Origin of the sequence: Sphingomonas sp. So64.6b, assembly GCF_014171475.1 — a bacterium.
GTDB lineage: Bacteria > Pseudomonadota > Alphaproteobacteria > Sphingomonadales > Sphingomonadaceae > Sphingomonas > Sphingomonas alpina_A.
The window spans coordinates 1193296-1210776 of record NZ_CP048817.1 but is presented as its reverse complement, the minus strand read 5'-3'; the positions used below and the strand labels follow the sequence as shown (position 1 = coordinate 1210776).

The following is a 17481-nucleotide window of genomic DNA, read 5'->3' as shown; positions in this document are numbered from 1 at the left end:
CCCCCATGACCACGCGCCTCGGCGGCGCATTGCTCGTTTCGGCATTCGTCGTCGCCACCTGCGGGCTGATCTACGAACTGCTCGCCGGCACGCTGGCCAGTTACCTGCTCGGCGACAGCGTCACGCAATTCTCGATCGTCATCGGCACCTATCTGTTCGCAATGGGCATCGGATCATGGTGCTCGCGCTATGTCCGCGACAATGAACTCGCGGTGTTCGTGCGCGTGGAAATCCTGATCGCGGCGATCGGCGGGGCGTCGGCGGCGGTGCTGTTCCTGCTGTTCGACCGCGTCGCCGACTTCCGCATTCCGCTTTATGGCCTGGTGCTGGTGATCGGCGCACTGGTCGGGCTGGAAATTCCGCTGCTGATGCGCATCCTGAAGGATCGGCTCGAATTCGGCGACCTGGTGTCGAAGGTGCTGACCTTCGATTATGTCGGCGCGCTCGCTGCGTCCCTGCTCTTTCCATTGCTGCTCGTGCCGCATCTCGGGCTGATGCGCACCGGCTTCCTGTTCGGCCTCGCCAATGTCGGCATCGCCATCGTGCTGATCATGATGCTGCCGGACAGGCGCCGCCTGCGCACCGAACTGGTCGCGGCGATCCTCGTCGCGGTGGCGCTCGCCGCCGGGTTCGCGGGTTCGGAAAAGCTGCAGCGCACCGCCGAAGTCGCGGCTTATGGCGAGCCGATCCTGTATGCGGCATCGACCCCCTATCAGCGCGTCGTGCTGACCAAACGCGGTACCGACCTGCGGCTCTATCTCAACGGCAATCTGCAATTCTCCTCGCGCGACGAATATCGGTATCATGAGGCGCTGGTTCATCCGGTGATGTCGCGCAGCAAGTCCCCACGCGATGTGCTGATACTCGGCGGCGGCGATGGCCTGGCGGTGCGCGAAGTGCTGAAATATCCAAGCGTGCGATCGGTCACACTGGTCGATCTCGATCCCGAAATGACCACCTTGTTCACGCGCAGCGACATGCTCGCCACACTCAATCACTATGCCTTTCGCTCGACCAAGGTACATGTGATCAACGCCGATGCGTTTCGCTGGCTGCGCACCAACACGCGGACCTTCGATGCGGTACTGGTCGATTTCCCCGATCCGACCAATTTCGCGGTCGGCAAACTCTATACCGTCAGCTTCTACAAGGAACTGACGCGTGCGCTCGCTCCCGGCGCGGTCGCCAGTGTGCAAAGCACCTCACCGCTGGTTGCACCCCGCGCTTACTGGACCGTCGCGACGACGCTTGAGGCGGCCGGGCTTATCACGCGCGGTTATCATGTTTACGTGCCGAGCTTCGGCGAATGGGGTTTCGTGCTTGCGTCCAATCGACCGATCGGCACGCCCGGGCCGTTGCCCGCGGGCCTGCGTTTCCTGACTCCACAGACCGACCGGCTCGCCTTTGTCTTCCCACCCGATATGGCGCGGCGTGCGGTGCCGGTGAACCGGCTCGACAATCAGGCACTGGTGCGTGAATTCGAGGCGGAATGGTCCGTGTACGAAGGGTGAGCGTTTCCCGCCGCACGCTGATTGCCGGATCGGTCGCCGGCGCCGCCGCGATCGGCACGGGCGCTATGGTGTGGCAGGGGCACGAGGCGATCATGCCCGGGACATTGGCCGGCGCGGATTTCGCGCGCGGACATCGTTTACGTGACGGTGCCGCCTTCCCTGCTCCGACCTCGGAGATCCGGACGGATATCGCGATCCTCGGCGGCGGGGTCGCTGGCCTGTCGGCGGCCTGGGCGCTGGCCGATGCGGGCGTGACCGATTTCCGTCTGTTCGAGTTGGAGGACCGCACCGGCGGTAATGCGCGCGGCGGCAAGAATGCCGTATCGGCTTATCCACTCGGCGCGCATTATCTGCCGATCCCCAATGAAGAGACCAAGGGCGTGGTGCGACTGCTCGAACGGCTCGGCATCGTCACCGGCTGGCAGGATAGCAAGCCGCTCTACGATCCGTACCAACTCGTCTCCGATCCCGATGAGCGTTTGCTCCATCTCGGCAAATGGCAGGAGGGGCTGGTGCCGACGATCGGCCTGACCCCGGCCGACAAGCACGACCTCGACGCATTCTTCGCCGCCATGGCGTCATTTCGCGATCGCCGCGATGCGACGGGTCGTCCGGCCTTCGCGATCCCGATGGAGCTGAGTTCGCGCGATCCCGACTTGCTGGCGCTCGACCGGCTCAGCGTCACCGCCTGGCTCGACGCGCAAGGCTGGCGCTCGCCGGTGCTGCGCGGTCATGTCCGTTACGCCTGTCGCGACGATTACGGCACCGAACCCGACCAGACATCGGCCTGGGCCGGGATCCATTATTTTGCGGGACGTCGCGAGCATTCGGCCAATGCCGGCGCGGATACGGTACTCACCTGGCCGGAGGGCAATGCTCATCTTGCCGGGCGCATGGCCGCGCGACTCAAGGACCATCTCACTTGCGGCCAGATCATCCACCGCGTGCGGCCCGGTAAAACAGGAGTGGAGATCGACAGTTTCGATGTCGCCAGCGGAACCGGAACACGCATCACGGCGCGCGCGGTAATCCTGGCGATGCCGCACTTCGTCACCGCGCGCGTTCTGCCGGCCGGGACCGCCGATGCGGCCGGGTTCGGCTATGCGCCGTGGATCGTCGCCAATGTCACGGTCGACCGCGCGCCCGCCAGCGCGGGGTTCGATCTTGCCTGGGACAATGTGTCCTGGACCAGTAAGTCGCTCGGTTATGTCGTCGCCACGCATCAATCGCTCGCTTCAACGCCGGGTCCGACCGTACTCACTTGGTACATGGCAATGTCCGACACGACGCCGGCCGCCGCGCGGCGCGAACTGCTCGACCGGCCGCTCGAGCATTGGCAGGACATGGTGCGCGCCGACCTGATCGAGACCAATCCCGATCTCAAGGGCGCAATCCGGCGCATCGACGTGTGGCGCTGGGGCCATGCGATGATCCGCCCGACGCCGGGTTTCTTCTGGAGCGGCGCGCGCGAGAAAGCCGCGGCGCCACAGCCGCCCTTGTTCTTCGCGCATTCCGACCTGAGCGGCCTGTCGCTGTTCGAGGAAGCGCATTATCGCGGCACGCTCGCCGCGCAGGATGCGATGGCGTATCTCGGCATTCCGCATAGTGACTTGTTGATCTAGATAGAGGGTGCCAGCCCGCTCCCCCTCCCGGCCACCCACAGCGTATCCTGAATGGGTGGCCGGGAGGGAGCGGGCTGGCACCGAACCGACGTAAGTCGCAAAGACTCTAGGACGAACGCGTGGATTTCACCGGCACTCATCTCCTGATCGATCTGTTCGGCTGTACCGGACTCGACGACATCGACCGGGTCGAGGCGACCTTGCGCGATACGGTCGCGGCGGCGGGGGCGACCTTGCTCGCATTGCGCCTGCACAGCTTCGGCGTCGGTCAGGGCGTGACCGGTGTGGCGATGCTCGCGGAATCGCACATCTCGATCCACACCTGGCCGGAACGCGATTATGCCGCGGCCGACATCTTCCTGTGCGGACGCAGCCATGATCTCGACGCGGCGCTGGCCACGCTAGCCGGCGGGCTGGGCGCGACGCGTTACGAGCAGCAACGCCTGTCGCGCGGCTATGGCGTGGAGCCGGTACTGACCCGCGCCTGACCGTTCAGGAAAAGATCGGCACCAACAGCGCGGAGAGCAGGACGCATTCCAGCATTCCGATCGAAGCGATGCCGAAACCGTGCAATGCGCTTGTCTTGAGATGGATCGCGAACCAGCGCGACTGCAGCGTGCCGTACCAGATGAACGCGACCGCAATGATCGCCAGCGCGGCCAGGCCCGACCAGGTCCAATGGCATTGCGCGATGGTCGCCGCGAAACCGACCAAGAAAGCGAACGGCGCGGCGACATAGCACTGGCTGTAAAAGGGTTGTTTAAGCGTATCGCGGGTGAACGGCGTACGCTGGCGACGTAACAATCCCGCGGCCATGATCAGCGGGAAGATGCTGAACATCACCAGCCGCATCACCAACAGGCTGGTATCGTCGGAGATCAGCATCGATACGCCCTGATTGTCCTTCACGATCGGGTTCTCGCCGACCAGCGCGAGTTCGATCACATGCGACAGGAGCAGAGTCAGCAGCAGGAACAGCGGCGGGCTCAGCGTATCGGTATATTGCTGCTCCACGTTGTCGCCGAGTTCGGTGTCGGCATAATTCATCATCGCCAGCGGACGCCGCAATGTTCGCCACATGGTGATCGGGTAAAAGATCAACCAGGTCATCACCTCGTACAGGAAATCGTCGAGCGATTTGAGAAACTGTACGAAGCTCATGGATGGTGCCTCCCGTCTTTCCGTGGCCAGCCGCGCCGGGCGGCGCGATCCAGATTGGCGCGCACGATCGCACGGTGGAACGGTGCGATGACGGCCAGATAAACGCGGCCAAGCCGGCCGTGGCAATGCACCACTGTCGTCGCGATCAACACACGCCCCTCACCGGCAGCATCGGCGCGCACCATGATCGAGCTGCGAAAATCGAGATGCCGGTCGTCCTCACCGACGACCAGTTCGCCGGCGGCACGTGACCGCACCGGGAAGAAGCCGATCTGCTCCCCGCCGCGAGCGCGATCGGCGGCGGCGATCTCGCGCGACGACTTGACCCCGACCAGGCGCATCACCGCATCGCGCACTCGCATCAGCGCGCGTATCCACCCCGCCGGCTGTGCCAGCACGGTGCGGGTCAGTGCATCGATATCGTCGGTCGCATCGGCTGACAGCACGATCGCATAGGCATCGAGCAGGTGCGCGCCGGGATAAAGCGGCGCGAGCGCGCTGGCGGTCGGTGCAGGAACGGCGCTGGCCCGGCTCATATCCGCACCCTATCATGGCCTTATCCGATCGTCGCCGGTTTCGCGCGGCAGCGGCTGCGCGGTGCACGCCATAACCTGCCGGGTAATCGACGTCTCCGCGCGGCCATCGCATCTGCACTGCGAATTCAACGCAATGGAGCGAAGCGCATGGCCATCACCTACACGATCATCTTCGATGTCCTGCCGGCCGAGCATGATCGCTTTCTGTCATTGCTGAACGGCGTACTCGACGCGATGCGCGCGGAACCAATGTTCCGCCAGGCTGCGCTTCATCGCGACCCGTCGTCTCCGTATCGCTATATGCTGTACGAAACCTGGGACAGCCATCAGGACGTGCTCGACGTCCAACTGCAGCGCCCGTATCGCACGGCATGGCACGCCGCGCTGCCGACCCTGCTCACGCGCGACAGGGACATCGCGATGTGGGAGCCGGTTCGCCGGGACGGATGGGGTTGACGCGCCAGCGACGCCGCTATGCGTCGCTGGCGCGCTTTACCAGTCGATCCAGTAGCGGCTAGCGCCCCGCGAACCGTCTCAAAGCGTCAGACGGTTGTCTCGGTAAAAGTCGCCAGTTCCGGCTTGGGCAAGCCGCTCGCCTTATAAGTGGCGACCAGTTCCTCCTTGCGCGCGCGCAATTGCTCGCCCAGCGCATCCATATCGAGGCCAGCCTTGCGCGCCTGGCTGAACATGCCCTCCATCCGCGCCTCTTCTTCTCTGACATGGTGCTCGATCTGTTCGGACAGCACCTTCACCTTGGCGTCGTAATAATCGTCGTCGGGGCTGCCCGCCTCGATCTCGGCGATCAATACCTTGGCGCCGTCATGCTCGACATAGGCTTCCTTGAGCAAATCTTCCTCCACATGCCCCTCACAGGCTGGATAGAAGATCTCCTCCTCGATTGTGGCGTGAACCGTCAGTTCCATGCACACTTGCATCGCGATCTTTTGCTTCTTCGAGGCGCTGGTTGCGCCTTCAAACTGTTCGAACAGTTCCTCCACCGTGCGGTGGTCTGCCTTGAGAAGAGCGATTGCGTCCTGGTTGTTTGAATCCGGCATGTGAAATCTCCCTATTCTGCCGGTTTAACTTCAAGCCATCCGCTTCGTTCCACCATCTCCCCTGTTGCGAGTCGTTAGCGCGGACCATTGATTTGCATCAATAATATATCATTGGGGGGCATTGGCCCGCCGCCCCAACCAATACAGGGGCTGACGAACCGGTTCAGGAACGATGCGGTCAGCGGATCGTATGATCGTTACAGGCCCAACCCGGGCCCGAGAGGATCATCATGAAATTCCTGTATGCAGCCGGCCTGGCGCTGGCGATGCTCGGCGCATCCACCTCCGCCAGCGCACAGAGTCGTGACCAATCACGCCAGACCGAGCAATATCGCGACGGCGACCGCCGCGATGCCCGTTCGGATGATCGCCGCTACGACCGTCGCGATGATCGTCGTGCCGATCGGCGTGTTGATCGTCGGGGCGATCGCCGCGACTACCGCCGTTATGGCCGCAACAACCGCGGCAATCATTATGGCTGGAACAACCACAATCGTCAGCATTGCCGCACCGAATGGCGCCACCACCGCAAGGTGCGCATTTGCCGCTGAAGCATGAGGGGCGGCGTCATCTCGCCGCCCCTTATCCGGAGAGAATGAGTTGGGCCCCTGTCACCATAAATGCTTGCCGTCGATAACCGTGACTGGCCAGTCCGCCGGCTCGAAATCGTCGAGCAGCCGCGCGTTCACCGCGATGCGCCGCGTCTTGCCGTCCCAGCTTCCATCCATTTCGAATGCCGGACTGTCGGCATAAAGGTCGCACCCACAGGCACTGCAGAAATGATTGGCGATGGTCTTCGAATTCCAGCGATAGACCGCATCGCTATCGGCCTGCGTCACCTTGACCTGTTCGGGTTTGTAATAGGTGTAGAGATGCCCTCGCTTCGAACAGAGCGAGCAAGTGCAGCGCGTCAGCGCCTCGGGCAATTCGCCATCGATCTCGAAGGCGTTGCGATGGCAGTGGCAGCGTCCGGTCAGTGTCATATCGGCTCTCCCTTATCTTCGGTGATAGCGTCCATTGAGGCAGTGTGAGCGACCTGAACGGCGGAATACAGCCATATTCAGCAACGATTTCAAAACCCGCGCGTAGTTTCCTGAGTCGCCCGCCCGAGACAGACCTGGTTGGGCAGAGAGGAAGCAACTCCATGAAAATCACTCATATCATCGCCGCCGGCCTCCTCGTTGCCGGCATCGGCGTGTCGGCCGACGCCGACGCGCAATCTCGTCACGGCCGCGGCGGATACGGCCAGCACGATCGCGGCTGGGATCGGCACGACAATCGCGGCTGGAACGACCGCGGCCGTTATGGTCGGGGCTGGCAGGGCCGGAACTGGAATGACCGGCGCTGGGGCGGTCGAGGTTGGAACGGCGGCCGCCGTTATGGCTGGGACCGTCCCTATGGCTGGCACCGGCGCCATGGCTGGTATCGCCCATATCGATCACGGTGCTGGACCGAATGGGACTGGGATCGCCCGGTACGCGTTTGCCGCTGAGCGGACGCTGGGGAGCGGCAAGCCGCTCCCCTTTTCGTTGTGCGACCGATGACAAGCACCGTTCTGCCGGTGTAACGATCATGGGTTCGCGTGGCTGGTCCGGTGTCGCCGCACCGTGCTCCCGCGAGCGCCTTTGGTCAGTCCCGGGAGACGCAACGATGAGCACCATCACCACCACCGACGGCACCGAAATCTATTACAAGGACTGGGGCAAGGGCCAGCCGATCGTGTTCAGCCATGGCTGGCCGCTGAGCGCCGACGATTGGGACGGCCAGATGCTGTTCTTTCTGCAGCAAGGTTATCGCGTGATCGCGCACGACCGGCGTGGCCATGGCCGGTCGAGCCAGACCGCCACCGGCAATGAGATGGACACCTATGCCGACGATCTGGCCACCCTGTTCGAGCATCTCGACCTGAAGGACGCGGTGATGATCGGCCATTCGACCGGCGGAGGCGAAGTCGCGCGCTATCTCGGTCGCCACGGCACTGCGCGCGTCGCCAAGGCGGTGCTGATCGGTGCGGTGCCGCCAATCATGGTCAAGTCCGATGCCAATCCCGGTGGCCTGCCGATAGAGGTGTTCGACGGTTTCCGCACCGCGCTCGCCGCCAATCGCGCGCAGATGTACAAGGAAGTACCCGTCCCCTTTTATGGCTATAATCGCGATGGTGCGACGATCAGCCAGGGGATCATGGATCATTGGTGGCTGCAGGGCATGGCCGGATCGATGCTGGCACATTATGAATGCATCAAAGCGTTTTCCGAGACGGACTTCACAGAAGATCTCAAGAAGATCGATGCCCCCTGCCTGATCCTGCACGGCGACGACGACCAGATCGTGCCTTATCAGGATGCTGCCCTGCTCTCGGCAAAGCTGGTGCAGAAGCCGACGCTGAAAATCTATCCGGGCTTCCCGCACGGCATGTGCACGACACATGCCGACGTGATCAATCCCGACCTGCTTGCCTTCATCAAGGGCTGAGCACGACATGAGCGATCCGGCCGCCCTGATCGAGCGCCTGGCACTTGCCCCCCATCCCGAGGGCGGCTGGTATCGCGAAACGATGCGCGAAGCTGCCCCGGGCGGCGGCCGGGGCCTGGCCACTGCGATCCTGTATCTGCTCGAAAAGGGCGAACGCTCGCACTGGCACCGCGTCGATGCGGTCGAGCTATGGCTGTGGCACGCCGGTGCGCCGCTCACCCTGCTGATCGACGATGGCCAACACCATGAGCATTTGCTCGGCAATAATGTGCTGGCGGGCCAGACGCCGCAGGCCGTCGTCCCGGCGGGCGCCTGGCAATCCGCCGAGGCGCAGACCGGTTGGGCGCTGGTCAGTTGCGTGGTGACACCGGCCTTCGAGTTTTCCGGGTTCGAACTGGCGCCGGCCGGATGGGCGCCAAGGTAAGCCACATATTCACTTTAGTACTTGATATATAATGACAAATACAAGATCTCAGCCGAGACGGCGGCCGGAACGATGTGCGACATAGGGTGTCCCATATCTCCCTGCCCTTGCAGTCCTGTCCACTCGTTCCCGCAGCCAGGGCACTGAGCGATTCAACCATCGCATAATATCCGACATGTCATCCCTTGTCGGACTTCCCGCGCATTCTTTCTCCCCGCGCATTCTTTCTCCCCGCGCATTCTTTCTCCCCGCGCATTCTTTCTCATTGTCGAAAACAGGATAGCAAAGAGGCCATGGGCGCAACGGCCTCGCGCAAACATTCAATGCTCTAACCCGCCGTTTCGAACCCAATGGTCCGCCGTTCGAGATCCACAGCGCTGAGCCTGACGGTTATCGCATCACCCGGCTCCAGTCCCTTCGTCGCGACCCGCGCGACCACCGGCAGGTCGCGCAACTGGATGCGTGCACCGCGATCGTCGACATCGGTCACGATCGCCGGAAAAGTCTCGCCGATCCGGTCGCGCAGCATCACCGTCTCCGCCAGGTCGATCACCGCCCGGTCGATCTGTCCGCTCAGCGCGTCGGCCCGCGCCATGACCTTCGGCAGCCGGGGGAATGCCGCCGTCACGACCTCAGGCACCGGCTGACCATTGGCGATCGCCAGTGTGGCGCGCACGACATAACGATCGGCAAGCCGGCGCAGCGGCGCGGTCGCATGGGCATAGGTCGCGGCCATCGCCGCATGCCAGGGCACTACGCCGTCACGATACGGCACATAAGACGCCCCTTCACCCGCGCGCCGGATCGCGAGCATGAATGCCGCATGTTTGGCATCGGCGGGATTCAGCGTGCGCTGGAACTCGGCCAGCGTCACGCCGGCCGGCCAGGTCAGGCCATATGCGACAGCGGTCAGCCTTAGCCGCTTTACCGCGCGGTCATCGGGTGCCGCCATCACGCGGAACAGCCCGGTGTGATGCGCTTGCAGCATATCGGCGATGGCGAGATTGGTGGCCAGCGACAGCGCGGCGTTGCGCGCTTCGGACACCAGACTCGGGCGGAAGCGCAGGTCGTATGTGCCATCGTCAGCGCGCTCGACCTCTTGTTCGGGCGGATCGACCCGCGCCGCGCCGCGCCGGTCCTCGGCGCCCTGGATACGGTTCGACAGTTCGATGAAGTCCGCCGGCAGGTCCGTGTCGCGTACGCTGTCATAGGCGAGCTTGGCGGTGCTGCGGATGATTGCGCGCTCGGAACCGTCGAGCTTTACAGCGCCATCGTCCGCCACCCTGACAGTGAAGATCACGGCCGGGCGCGGCCCACCCGGCAACAGGCTGGCCGCGCCTTCGCTCAGCACCGAAGGATAGAGCCCCGCCTTGCCATCGGGGAGATACTGTGTCGCGCCGCGCCGCCAGGCTTCCAGATCGATCGCATCGCCGTCATCGACGAACCAGGCGACATCCGCGATCGCATAGTGCAGCACGATATCGCCGCCGCTGCGCTCGATCGCGAATGCTTGATCGAGATCGGTCGACGTGGCGGGGTCGAGCGTGACGAAGGGGCGGTCGGTGCGGTCGATATGCTGGGTCGGTGCTCGCTTTGCCGCAACACCGGCAGCGGCCAGCACCTCGGCAGGAAATGACTCGGGCACCTGGAATTGGGTTCGGATCGCGGCCAGACCGAGCGCGAGTGCACTGTTCGGATCGGCAAGCGTCTTCATCAGCGGCTTTCTATAGCGGGTTCCGATCCAGCGGCTCCCGCCCTCAGGGCGTCGAGTTCCCGGTCGATAATCCGTGCGAATGACGCCGCGAGCGTGTCCACGTCCAGATCGGGGCGCATCAGGTGGTGATGCATCAGCCCAAGTGACAGAGTCGGAATCATGTCAGCCAGATCTTCTTTTTCTTTCGGTGAGCCCTTCCCCTCCGAAAGCATCTCAAGGGCCTCGAGCATCATCGTGTGGCTATCGGCCAGGATCCCGGAAAAGATACCCGCGATGCGCTCATTGCGTGAGGATTCGGCAATGATTTCGGCAAATAGGCGCCCACCGTCATCGTCACGCTCAGGCTTTGGGCTGACGAACTGATGGAGCCAGTCGCGGACCGCTACACGATCACCCCGATCAATCGCTTCTTTCAGCACGTCATGCGCCATGAATTCTGCGCAATCGTCCTGGACGATCGCCACGACGATATCTTCCTTGCTGGCGAAATCGCGATAAATTTGCCCCACGGCGACCCCCGAAAGTGCGGAAATCTGCGCGACGCCGGTCGCATGAAAACCGTGATCTACGAACAACTTGCTGGCGCAATCCAGGATTTTCCTGCGTCGCAGCTCAGCACGAGTCGGATTATCGATCGCAAAGTTGAGTGGCGGAATCATGCCTATTTCCTGCTCTAAAAGCCTTGACGCTACTAGAGCCTTCGCAGTAGCAGCATAAAAATGAGAGTGAACGGTCACTCACATTAATCGATTCTGGCGGAAATGGCATGGCTTTTTTTCACTACGCGACCCCGTTGATCGCGCTTGCCCTGGTTGGCTGCGGAAAAGCACCGCAACAACCGCCCCCCGGGCCCTCGCCAGTGAGTGTGGTCACCGTGCGCGAACAGTCGGTCATGCTGAAATCGGAGCTGCCCGGTCGGACCGCCGCCTATGAGACGTCGGACGTGCGCCCGCAGGTCAACGGGCTGATCCAGGCGCGCCTGTTCCAGGAAGGTGATCAGGTTCGCGCCGGCCAGCCGCTCTACCGCATCGATTCGGCGCCCTATGCAGCGCAGGTTGCCAGTGCGCGCGCTGCACTTGGCCGTGCGCAAGCGTCGATCGCATCGAGCGCCGCTTTGGCGCGGCGCTATGGCGAACTGGTCGCGATCAACGCCATCGCGCGTCAGGATTACGAGAACGCCATCACTGCGGCGCAACAGGCGCGCGCGGACGTCGCGGCGCAACAAGCGGCGCTGCGCAGTGCACAGATTGATTTGCGCCGGACGACGGTAAGCGCGCCGATCTCGGGCCGGATCGGGCGCTCGGTCTATACCACCGGCGCCCTGGTCACAGCCGCACAGGCGGACGCGCTGACCACGATCCAGCGACTCGATCCAATCTATGTCGACGTGACGCAGGCCAGCGCGGACCTGCTCAGGCTGCGTCAGCAGGTGCTGGCCGGCCAGGTTTCGACTGGCGGCAATGCGCGCGTCCGGCTCAAGCTGGAGGATGGCACGGTCTATCCGATCGAAGGCACGCTGAAGTTCGCCGATGTCTCGGTCGATCCGACCACAGGATCGCAGACCATTCGCGCGGTGTTTCCCAATCCACGCGGGCTGTTGCTCCCCGGCATGTTCGTCCGCGCCGAACTGGCCGAGGGCACTCAGGCACAGGCAATGCTGGTGCCGCAACGCGCCGTCAGCCGCGACGAAAAAGGCAATCCGACCGTCATGGTGGTCGGCGCCGGCGACAAGGTCGAGATACGCGCGCTGAAAACCTCGCGCACGATCGGCGACAGCTGGCTGGTCTCTTCCGGCTTGAAAGCGGGTGACCGGGTGATCGTCGAAGGTGGGCAGATGCTGCGCCCCGGCATGCCGGTCAAGCCGTCGGCCTGGAACCCCAATGCCTCGGCGGCAAAGCCTGCCGGCGCGCCCGCAGCTCAGGCGAAGTAAAGAACCATGGCCCGCTTTTTCATCGATCGCCCGATCTTCGCCTGGGTGATCGCGATCATCATCATGCTCGCCGGCGTGCTGGCGATCAACACATTGCCTGTCGCGCAGTTCCCGACGATTGCGCCGCCTGCCGTCTCGATCACCGCCACCTATCCGGGCGCCGATGCCCAGACGCTCGAGAACACGACGACTCAGATCATTGAGCAGCAGATGAAGGGAATCGATAACCTTCGCTACTTCTCATCGTCGTCGAGCTCGGCCGGTATGGTGACGATCACGCTGACGTTCGAACAAGGCACCGATCCCGACATCGCGCAGGTGCAAGTCCAGAACAAACTGCAAGCGGCAACGCCCTTGCTCCCGCAGGAAGTCCAGCAACAGGGCATCCAGGTGGCCAAGGCGAGCGCCAATTTCCTGCTTTTCATCGGTCTGTATTCCGAGGACGGATCACACAGCGACATCGATCTTGCCGACTATGCCGTTTCCCAACTGCAGGACCCGATGAGCCGCGTGAATGGCGTCGGCGATACGCAGATATTCGGCGCGCAATATGCCATGCGTATCTGGGTCGATCCGCTGAAGCTCAATTCCTATTCGCTGACGATGAGCGACGTGACGACCGCGGTGCGGGCGCAAAACGCGCAGGTATCGGCCGGCCAGATCGGCGCGCAACCAGCGCCCAAGGAGCAGATGCTCAACGCGACGGTGTCCGTCCAGTCGCGGCTGACGACGCCGGAACAGTTCGCCGCGATTACACTGAAGAGCAACACCGATGGGTCGTCCGTGCGGCTGGGCGATGTCGCCCGGGTCGAAATCGGTGCGGAAAACTATGCCGCCTCGGCCAAATATAACGGCAAGGCCGCGGCGGGCATCGGCATCAAGCTCGCGCCAGGCGCCAACGCCCTGGCGACGGTCACTGCCGTGCAGGCGCGCGTTGCCGAGGTCGCCAAGCAGTTCCCACCTGATGTGAAGGTCATCTATCCCTATGACACGACGCCGTTTGTCCGGCTGTCGGTCAAGCAGGTGGTGGAGACGCTGATCGAGGCGGTGGTGCTCGTCTTCCTGGTGATGTTCCTGTTCCTGCAGAACTGGCGCGCGACGCTGATCCCGACGATCGCGGTACCGGTGGTGCTGCTCGGCACCTTCGCAGTGATGGCGATCGCCGGCTATTCGATCAACACACTGACCCTGTTCGGCATGGTGCTGGCGATCGGTCTGCTGGTCGATGATGCGATCGTCGTGGTCGAGAATGTCGAACGCCTGATCACCACCGAGCATCTGTCGCCCAAGGAAGCCGCACGCAAGTCGATGGACGAGATCACCGGCGCGCTGGTCGGCATCGCGCTTGTGCTATCGGCGGTGTTCCTGCCGATGGCGTTCTTCGGCGGATCGACGGGCGTGATCTATCGCCAGTTCTCGATCACCATCGTTGCCGCAATGGTCCTGTCGATCATGGTCGCCTTGATTCTGACGCCGGCGCTGTGCGCGACGATCCTGAAACCGCACGACCCCGAAAAGGGCCAGGGTAATGGCTTGCTCGCGCGCTTCTTCCGCTGGTTCAACGACAAGTTCGAGCGCGGCCAGAACAAATATGAGGGCGGCGTGAAGGGCATGGCGCGCGGCTGGAAGCGTTCGATGCTGGTCTATTTGCTGATCGCGATCGGCATGTCGGTGCTATTCATGCGCTTGCCGTCGAGCTTCCTGCCCGACGAGGATCAGGGCATGCTGCTGGCTCTCGTCCAGGGTCCGTCGGGATCGACCAGCAGCCGGACCGAAAAGGGTCTGGATGCCGTGCGCGAGCATTTCCTGACCGCGGAAAAAGCCAATGTGGATGGCGTCTTCACAGTCAACGGCTTCAGCTTTGCCGGATCCGGCCAGAATAGCGGCTTGGTGTTTGTCAAGTTGAAGCCCTGGGATGAGCGCCCGGGCGCGGCAAACAAGGCGCAGGCGATTGCCGAGCGTGCCATGGGGCCCTTCTCTCAGTTCAAGGATGCTATGATCTTCGCGCTCGTGCCGCCGGCGGTGTCGGAATTGGGTAACGCGACGGGTTTCGACATGCAGTTGATCGATACCGGCGGGATCGGCCATGAAAAGCTGCTCGCCGCACGCAATATGATGATGGGCATGGCGATGCAGGACAAGCGTCTGGTCGGCGTGCGCCCCAATTCGCTGGAGGACGCGCCGCAGCTCAAGATCGATGTCGATCAGAACAAGGCGCGTGCGCTCGGACTCGATCTGGCCGAAATCAACACCACCATCGCGACCGCGTGGGGCGGTTCCTATATCAACGACTTCATCGATCGCGGACGGGTCAAGCGTGTCTATATCCAGGCCGACCAACCCTATCGCATGGCGCCCGAAGATATCGACAAGTTCTTTGTGCGCGGCACGAGCGGTACGATGGCGCCCTTTTCGGCCTTTTCGACGCTGAACTGGGTCCAGGCGCCGGCGCAGCTCACCCGTTATAACGGCCAGGCCGCGATGGAACTGCTCGGCACCGCGGCGCCCGGCTATTCGTCCGGCGATGCGATCAAGGCGATGGAGGAAATCCACGCCAAGTTGCCGCCCGGGACAAGCTATGAATGGACCGGATTGTCCTATGAAGAACAACTTTCCGGCGGCCAGGCGCCCGCACTCTATGGCTTGTCGCTGCTGATCGTCTTCTTGTGCCTCGCCGCGCTCTATGAAAGTTGGTCGGTGCCCGTCTCGGTCATGCTGGTCGTGCCACTAGGCATTCTCGGCGCCTTGCTGGCCGCCGCGATGACCGGGCTCAACAACGACATCTATCTTCAGGTCGGCCTGATCACGACGATCGGCGTCTCGGCGAAGAATGCGATCCTGATCGTTGAGTTCGCCGAGGAACGAATGCGAGAAGGGATGAACGCGTTCGACGCGGCTGTCGCCGCGGCCAAGCTTCGCTTGCGGCCAATTCTGATGACCAGCCTCGCCTTCATCTTCGGCGTGATGCCACTGGCGATCTCGACTGGCGCCGGCGCTGGCGGGCAGAATGCGATCGGCCGGGCCGTGGTCGGCGGGATGCTCTCGGCCACCGTGCTCGGCATCTTCTTCGTGCCGATGTTCTTCGTCGTCGTCCTGCGCCTGTTCGGCCATGGCGGCGGGGAGACCAGCAAGGCAACCTCATTCGATGGCTCCCAATCCGATGGTCCTGAGCCGGCCCCAACCCCCGCCCCGCAGGGAGCCTGATCCGTGATACCTCGTCCCCTTACCATCGCAGCGCTTGCCGCAAGCGTCGCACTGGCCGGCTGCAATCTGGCGCCGAAATATGTTCGCCCGGTTGGCGCGGTGCCCGCTGCCCTGCCGCAGGGCGGAGTCTATCCAGCCGCCACGACCGATGCGCCGGATCTGACCCGGATCGGCTGGCGCGATTTCTTCGTCGAAGACCGGCTGCGCCAGGTCATCGCGCTCGGCCTCGATAATAATCGCGACTTGCGGCTGGCTGCCGCCAATGTACTTCAGGCGCGCGCGCAATATGGCGTGCAGCGCGCCGATTTGCTGCCGAGCATCAATGCGAGCGGACAGGCGACCTACACGAACACGGCAGCGCAGGCAGCCGGCTTTGGCGGAGTCGGCGGCGCGTCGTCGAGCGACATCTCCACCTATTCGGCCAATGTCGGTTTCTCGGCCTTCGAACTCGATCTTTTCGGGCGCATCCGCAACCAAACCAGAGCGGCGCAGGAACAATATTTCGCCAGCGAAGAAGCGCAACGCTCGACGCGGATCAGCTTGATCGCGGAGATCGCCTCGGCCTGGCTGACCATGGCGTCGGACCAGGACCAGCTGCGCCTGTCGCGCGAAACACTGAAAGCATTCGAACAGACGCTGGAACTCACTCGCGCCCAGTTCCGTATCGGCGTCGCGTCGGAACTGGAAGCGCGCCAGGCGGAGACTAATTATCAGGCGGCCCGCAACGACATCGCGACGCTGACCACTCGAATCGCGCAGGACCAGAATGCGCTCAACCTGCTCGCCGGAACGACTGTCGATGCGGCATTGCTGCCCAATGGACTCGGCGATGGCAATGCGATGGTTCAGGCGTTGCCGGGCAATCTGTCGTCCGATCTGTTGTTGCGTCGCCCCGACGTACTCCAGGCCGAGCATCAGTTGATCGCTCAGAACGCTAATATCGGTGCCGCGCGCGCCGCCTTCTTCCCCAGCATCTCGCTCACCGCGACCCTGGGCACAATCAGCCCCGCGCTTTCCGGCCTGTTCGGCGGCGGCACCGGCACCTATAACGCGGGACCGGCGATCTCGCTGCCGCTGTTCGACGGCGGACGAAACAAAAGCAATCTACGTTCCGCCGAAGCGGCGCAGCAGGGCGCCGTCGCGACCTATGAAAAGACCATCCAGACCGCGTTCCGCGAAGTCGCCGATGCGCTGGCGCAACGCGGCACGATCGATGAGCAGGTTGCGGCGCAGACCGCGCGGGCCGAGGCGGCACGAGTCGCCGCACGGCTGTCCGACGCTCGTTACAAAGCGGGGATCGATTCCTTCCTGGTGTCGCTCGATGCGCAGCGCACCGCTTATGCGGCACAACAGCAACTGGTCACGACGCGACTCAACCGCGGCGCTAATCTAGTGGAACTGTATCGATCGCTGGGCGGCGGGCTGCAATAAGCCCCGCTCGCGCGCGATCGGCCAGGCTCAGGCCGGCTCGACCGCCATCAGCGCTTCGGCGTATTTGAACGATCCGGCGTCGAACAAGCCGCTCTTCTCAAACGCCCGCGCGGTCAGCTTGAGGTCGCTCAGACCCGCCAGCTTGAAGGTGCCGATCTTGAGCTCCTTGGGCGGCTTGCCGTCGCGATCGACCACCACGCCGTCGACGAACAGGTCGTCATGCTTGGTGTAGATGACGTGCGGCGCCATCGTCATGGAGACGCGGTTATAGGTCAGGCCGATGCAGCGCTTGCGCACGATCGCCTCGAAAATGGTCGGCACAGGACCCTGCGGCGCGGCCTCGGGGCCGTCATGTTCCGGATACTTCATTGTATCGCCTTAGCACAATATGCTGCATTGCAGCAAGCGGGCTTCGACAAAA

At 63.2% G+C, this 17481-nt stretch carries 18 protein-coding genes; 11 read left to right on the top strand and 7 right to left on the bottom strand.

The genetic code is table 11. From position 1 onward, the window contains the following. Nucleotides 1-5: 5 nt before the first annotated feature. From G4G27_RS05735 to speD, 3 genes are all read left to right on the top strand, one after another. Nucleotides 6-1511, top strand: a complete 1506-nt coding sequence (locus tag G4G27_RS05735; protein ID WP_202049667.1) for a polyamine aminopropyltransferase — start codon at nt 6-8, stop codon at nt 1509-1511. Further along, the gene (locus tag G4G27_RS05730; RefSeq protein WP_345940669.1) at nt 1508-3133 is read left to right on the top strand and encodes an FAD-dependent oxidoreductase; all 1626 of its coding nucleotides are present in this window, start codon (nt 1508-1510) and stop codon (nt 3131-3133) included. The genes G4G27_RS05735 and G4G27_RS05730 overlap by 4 nt, the downstream gene beginning before the upstream one ends. A 119-nt stretch (nt 3134-3252) precedes the next feature. After that, nucleotides 3253-3621, top strand: coding sequence for an adenosylmethionine decarboxylase (speD, locus tag G4G27_RS05725; RefSeq protein ID WP_183112452.1), 369 nt, complete (start codon nt 3253-3255; stop codon nt 3619-3621). Between the two features lie 4 nt (nt 3622-3625). Here speD and G4G27_RS05720 read toward each other — a convergent pair whose 3' ends face one another. Beyond that, nucleotides 3626-4294, bottom strand: a complete 669-nt coding sequence (locus G4G27_RS05720) for a hypothetical protein (protein WP_183112451.1) — start codon at nt 4292-4294, stop codon at nt 3626-3628. After that, the gene (locus tag G4G27_RS05715; RefSeq protein WP_183112450.1) at nt 4291-4830 is read right to left on the bottom strand and encodes a DUF2867 domain-containing protein; all 540 of its coding nucleotides are present in this window, start codon (nt 4828-4830) and stop codon (nt 4291-4293) included. Before G4G27_RS05715 ends, G4G27_RS05720 begins: the two co-directional genes overlap by 4 nt. 147 nt (nt 4831-4977) lie before the next feature. On the opposite strand from G4G27_RS05715, the gene G4G27_RS05710 reads away from it, so the two are divergent. Then, nucleotides 4978-5286 carry a putative quinol monooxygenase gene (locus G4G27_RS05710; RefSeq protein ID WP_183112449.1) on the top strand — a complete coding sequence of 103 codons (309 nt, stop codon included), beginning with the start codon at nt 4978-4980 and terminating at the stop codon, nt 5284-5286. An 86-nt stretch (nt 5287-5372) separates the two neighbouring features. Here G4G27_RS05710 and G4G27_RS05705 read toward each other — a convergent pair whose 3' ends face one another. Then, nucleotides 5373-5885 (bottom strand): hemerythrin domain-containing protein, encoded by a 513-nt coding sequence (locus tag G4G27_RS05705; RefSeq protein ID WP_183112448.1) that lies wholly within the window; start codon nt 5883-5885, stop codon nt 5373-5375. Nucleotides 5886-6115: 230 nt separating this feature from the next. On the opposite strand from G4G27_RS05705, the gene G4G27_RS05700 reads away from it, so the two are divergent. After that, on the top strand, nt 6116-6436 hold the full coding sequence (locus G4G27_RS05700) for a hypothetical protein (RefSeq protein ID WP_183112447.1): 321 nt from the start codon (nt 6116-6118) through the stop codon (nt 6434-6436). Between the two features lie 60 nt (nt 6437-6496). Here G4G27_RS05700 and G4G27_RS05695 read toward each other — a convergent pair whose 3' ends face one another. Next, entirely contained in the window at nt 6497-6868 is a 372-nt protein-coding gene (locus G4G27_RS05695) for a GFA family protein (protein WP_183112446.1), read from the bottom strand. Nucleotides 6869-7029: 161 nt separating this feature from the next. Here G4G27_RS05695 and G4G27_RS05690 point away from each other — a divergent pair, with 161 nt between their 5' ends. The 3 genes from G4G27_RS05690 (at nt 7030) to G4G27_RS05680 (ending at nt 8781) form a co-directional block, all read left to right on the top strand. Next, nucleotides 7030-7377: a hypothetical protein gene (locus tag G4G27_RS05690; protein WP_183112445.1), complete on the top strand. Its 348-nt coding sequence runs from the start codon at nt 7030-7032 to the stop codon at nt 7375-7377. Between the two features lie 158 nt (nt 7378-7535). Next, nucleotides 7536-8357 carry an alpha/beta hydrolase gene (locus tag G4G27_RS05685; protein ID WP_183112444.1) on the top strand — a complete coding sequence of 274 codons (822 nt, stop codon included), beginning with the start codon at nt 7536-7538 and terminating at the stop codon, nt 8355-8357. Nucleotides 8358-8364: 7 nt separating this feature from the next. Further along, on the top strand, nt 8365-8781 hold the full coding sequence (locus G4G27_RS05680; protein WP_183112443.1) for a cupin domain-containing protein: 417 nt from the start codon (nt 8365-8367) through the stop codon (nt 8779-8781). Between the two features lie 328 nt (nt 8782-9109). On the opposite strand, the gene G4G27_RS05675 is transcribed toward G4G27_RS05680, so the two are convergent. Together G4G27_RS05675 and G4G27_RS05670 are read right to left on the bottom strand one after the other, a co-directional pair. Then, nucleotides 9110-10495 carry an RNB domain-containing ribonuclease gene (locus G4G27_RS05675; protein WP_183112442.1) on the bottom strand — a complete coding sequence of 462 codons (1386 nt, stop codon included), beginning with the start codon at nt 10493-10495 and terminating at the stop codon, nt 9110-9112. After that, nucleotides 10495-11154 (bottom strand): TetR/AcrR family transcriptional regulator, encoded by a 660-nt coding sequence (locus G4G27_RS05670; protein WP_244624570.1) that lies wholly within the window; start codon nt 11152-11154, stop codon nt 10495-10497. Before G4G27_RS05670 ends, G4G27_RS05675 begins: the two co-directional genes overlap by 1 nt. A 107-nt stretch (nt 11155-11261) precedes the next feature. On the opposite strand from G4G27_RS05670, the gene G4G27_RS05665 reads away from it, so the two are divergent. The 3 genes from G4G27_RS05665 to G4G27_RS05655 are packed head-to-tail and all read left to right on the top strand — an operon-like array spanning nt 11262 to nt 17060. Further along, nucleotides 11262-12425, top strand: coding sequence for an efflux RND transporter periplasmic adaptor subunit (locus G4G27_RS05665; protein WP_183112441.1), 1164 nt, complete (start codon nt 11262-11264; stop codon nt 12423-12425). Nucleotides 12426-12431: 6 nt separating this feature from the next. Further along, nucleotides 12432-15629, top strand: coding sequence for an efflux RND transporter permease subunit (locus G4G27_RS05660; protein ID WP_183112440.1), 3198 nt, complete (start codon nt 12432-12434; stop codon nt 15627-15629). 6 nt (nt 15630-15635) lie between these two features. Beyond that, entirely contained in the window at nt 15636-17060 is a 1425-nt protein-coding gene (locus G4G27_RS05655; RefSeq protein ID WP_183113636.1) for an efflux transporter outer membrane subunit, read from the top strand. 27 nt (nt 17061-17087) lie between these two features. Here the strand turns inward: G4G27_RS05655 and G4G27_RS05650 are convergent, their stop codons facing one another. Continuing rightward, a complete protein-coding gene (locus tag G4G27_RS05650; RefSeq protein ID WP_183112439.1) occupies nt 17088-17429 on the bottom strand; it encodes a hypothetical protein in 342 nt (113 codons plus the stop codon). Nucleotides 17430-17481: the final 52 nt, after the last annotated feature.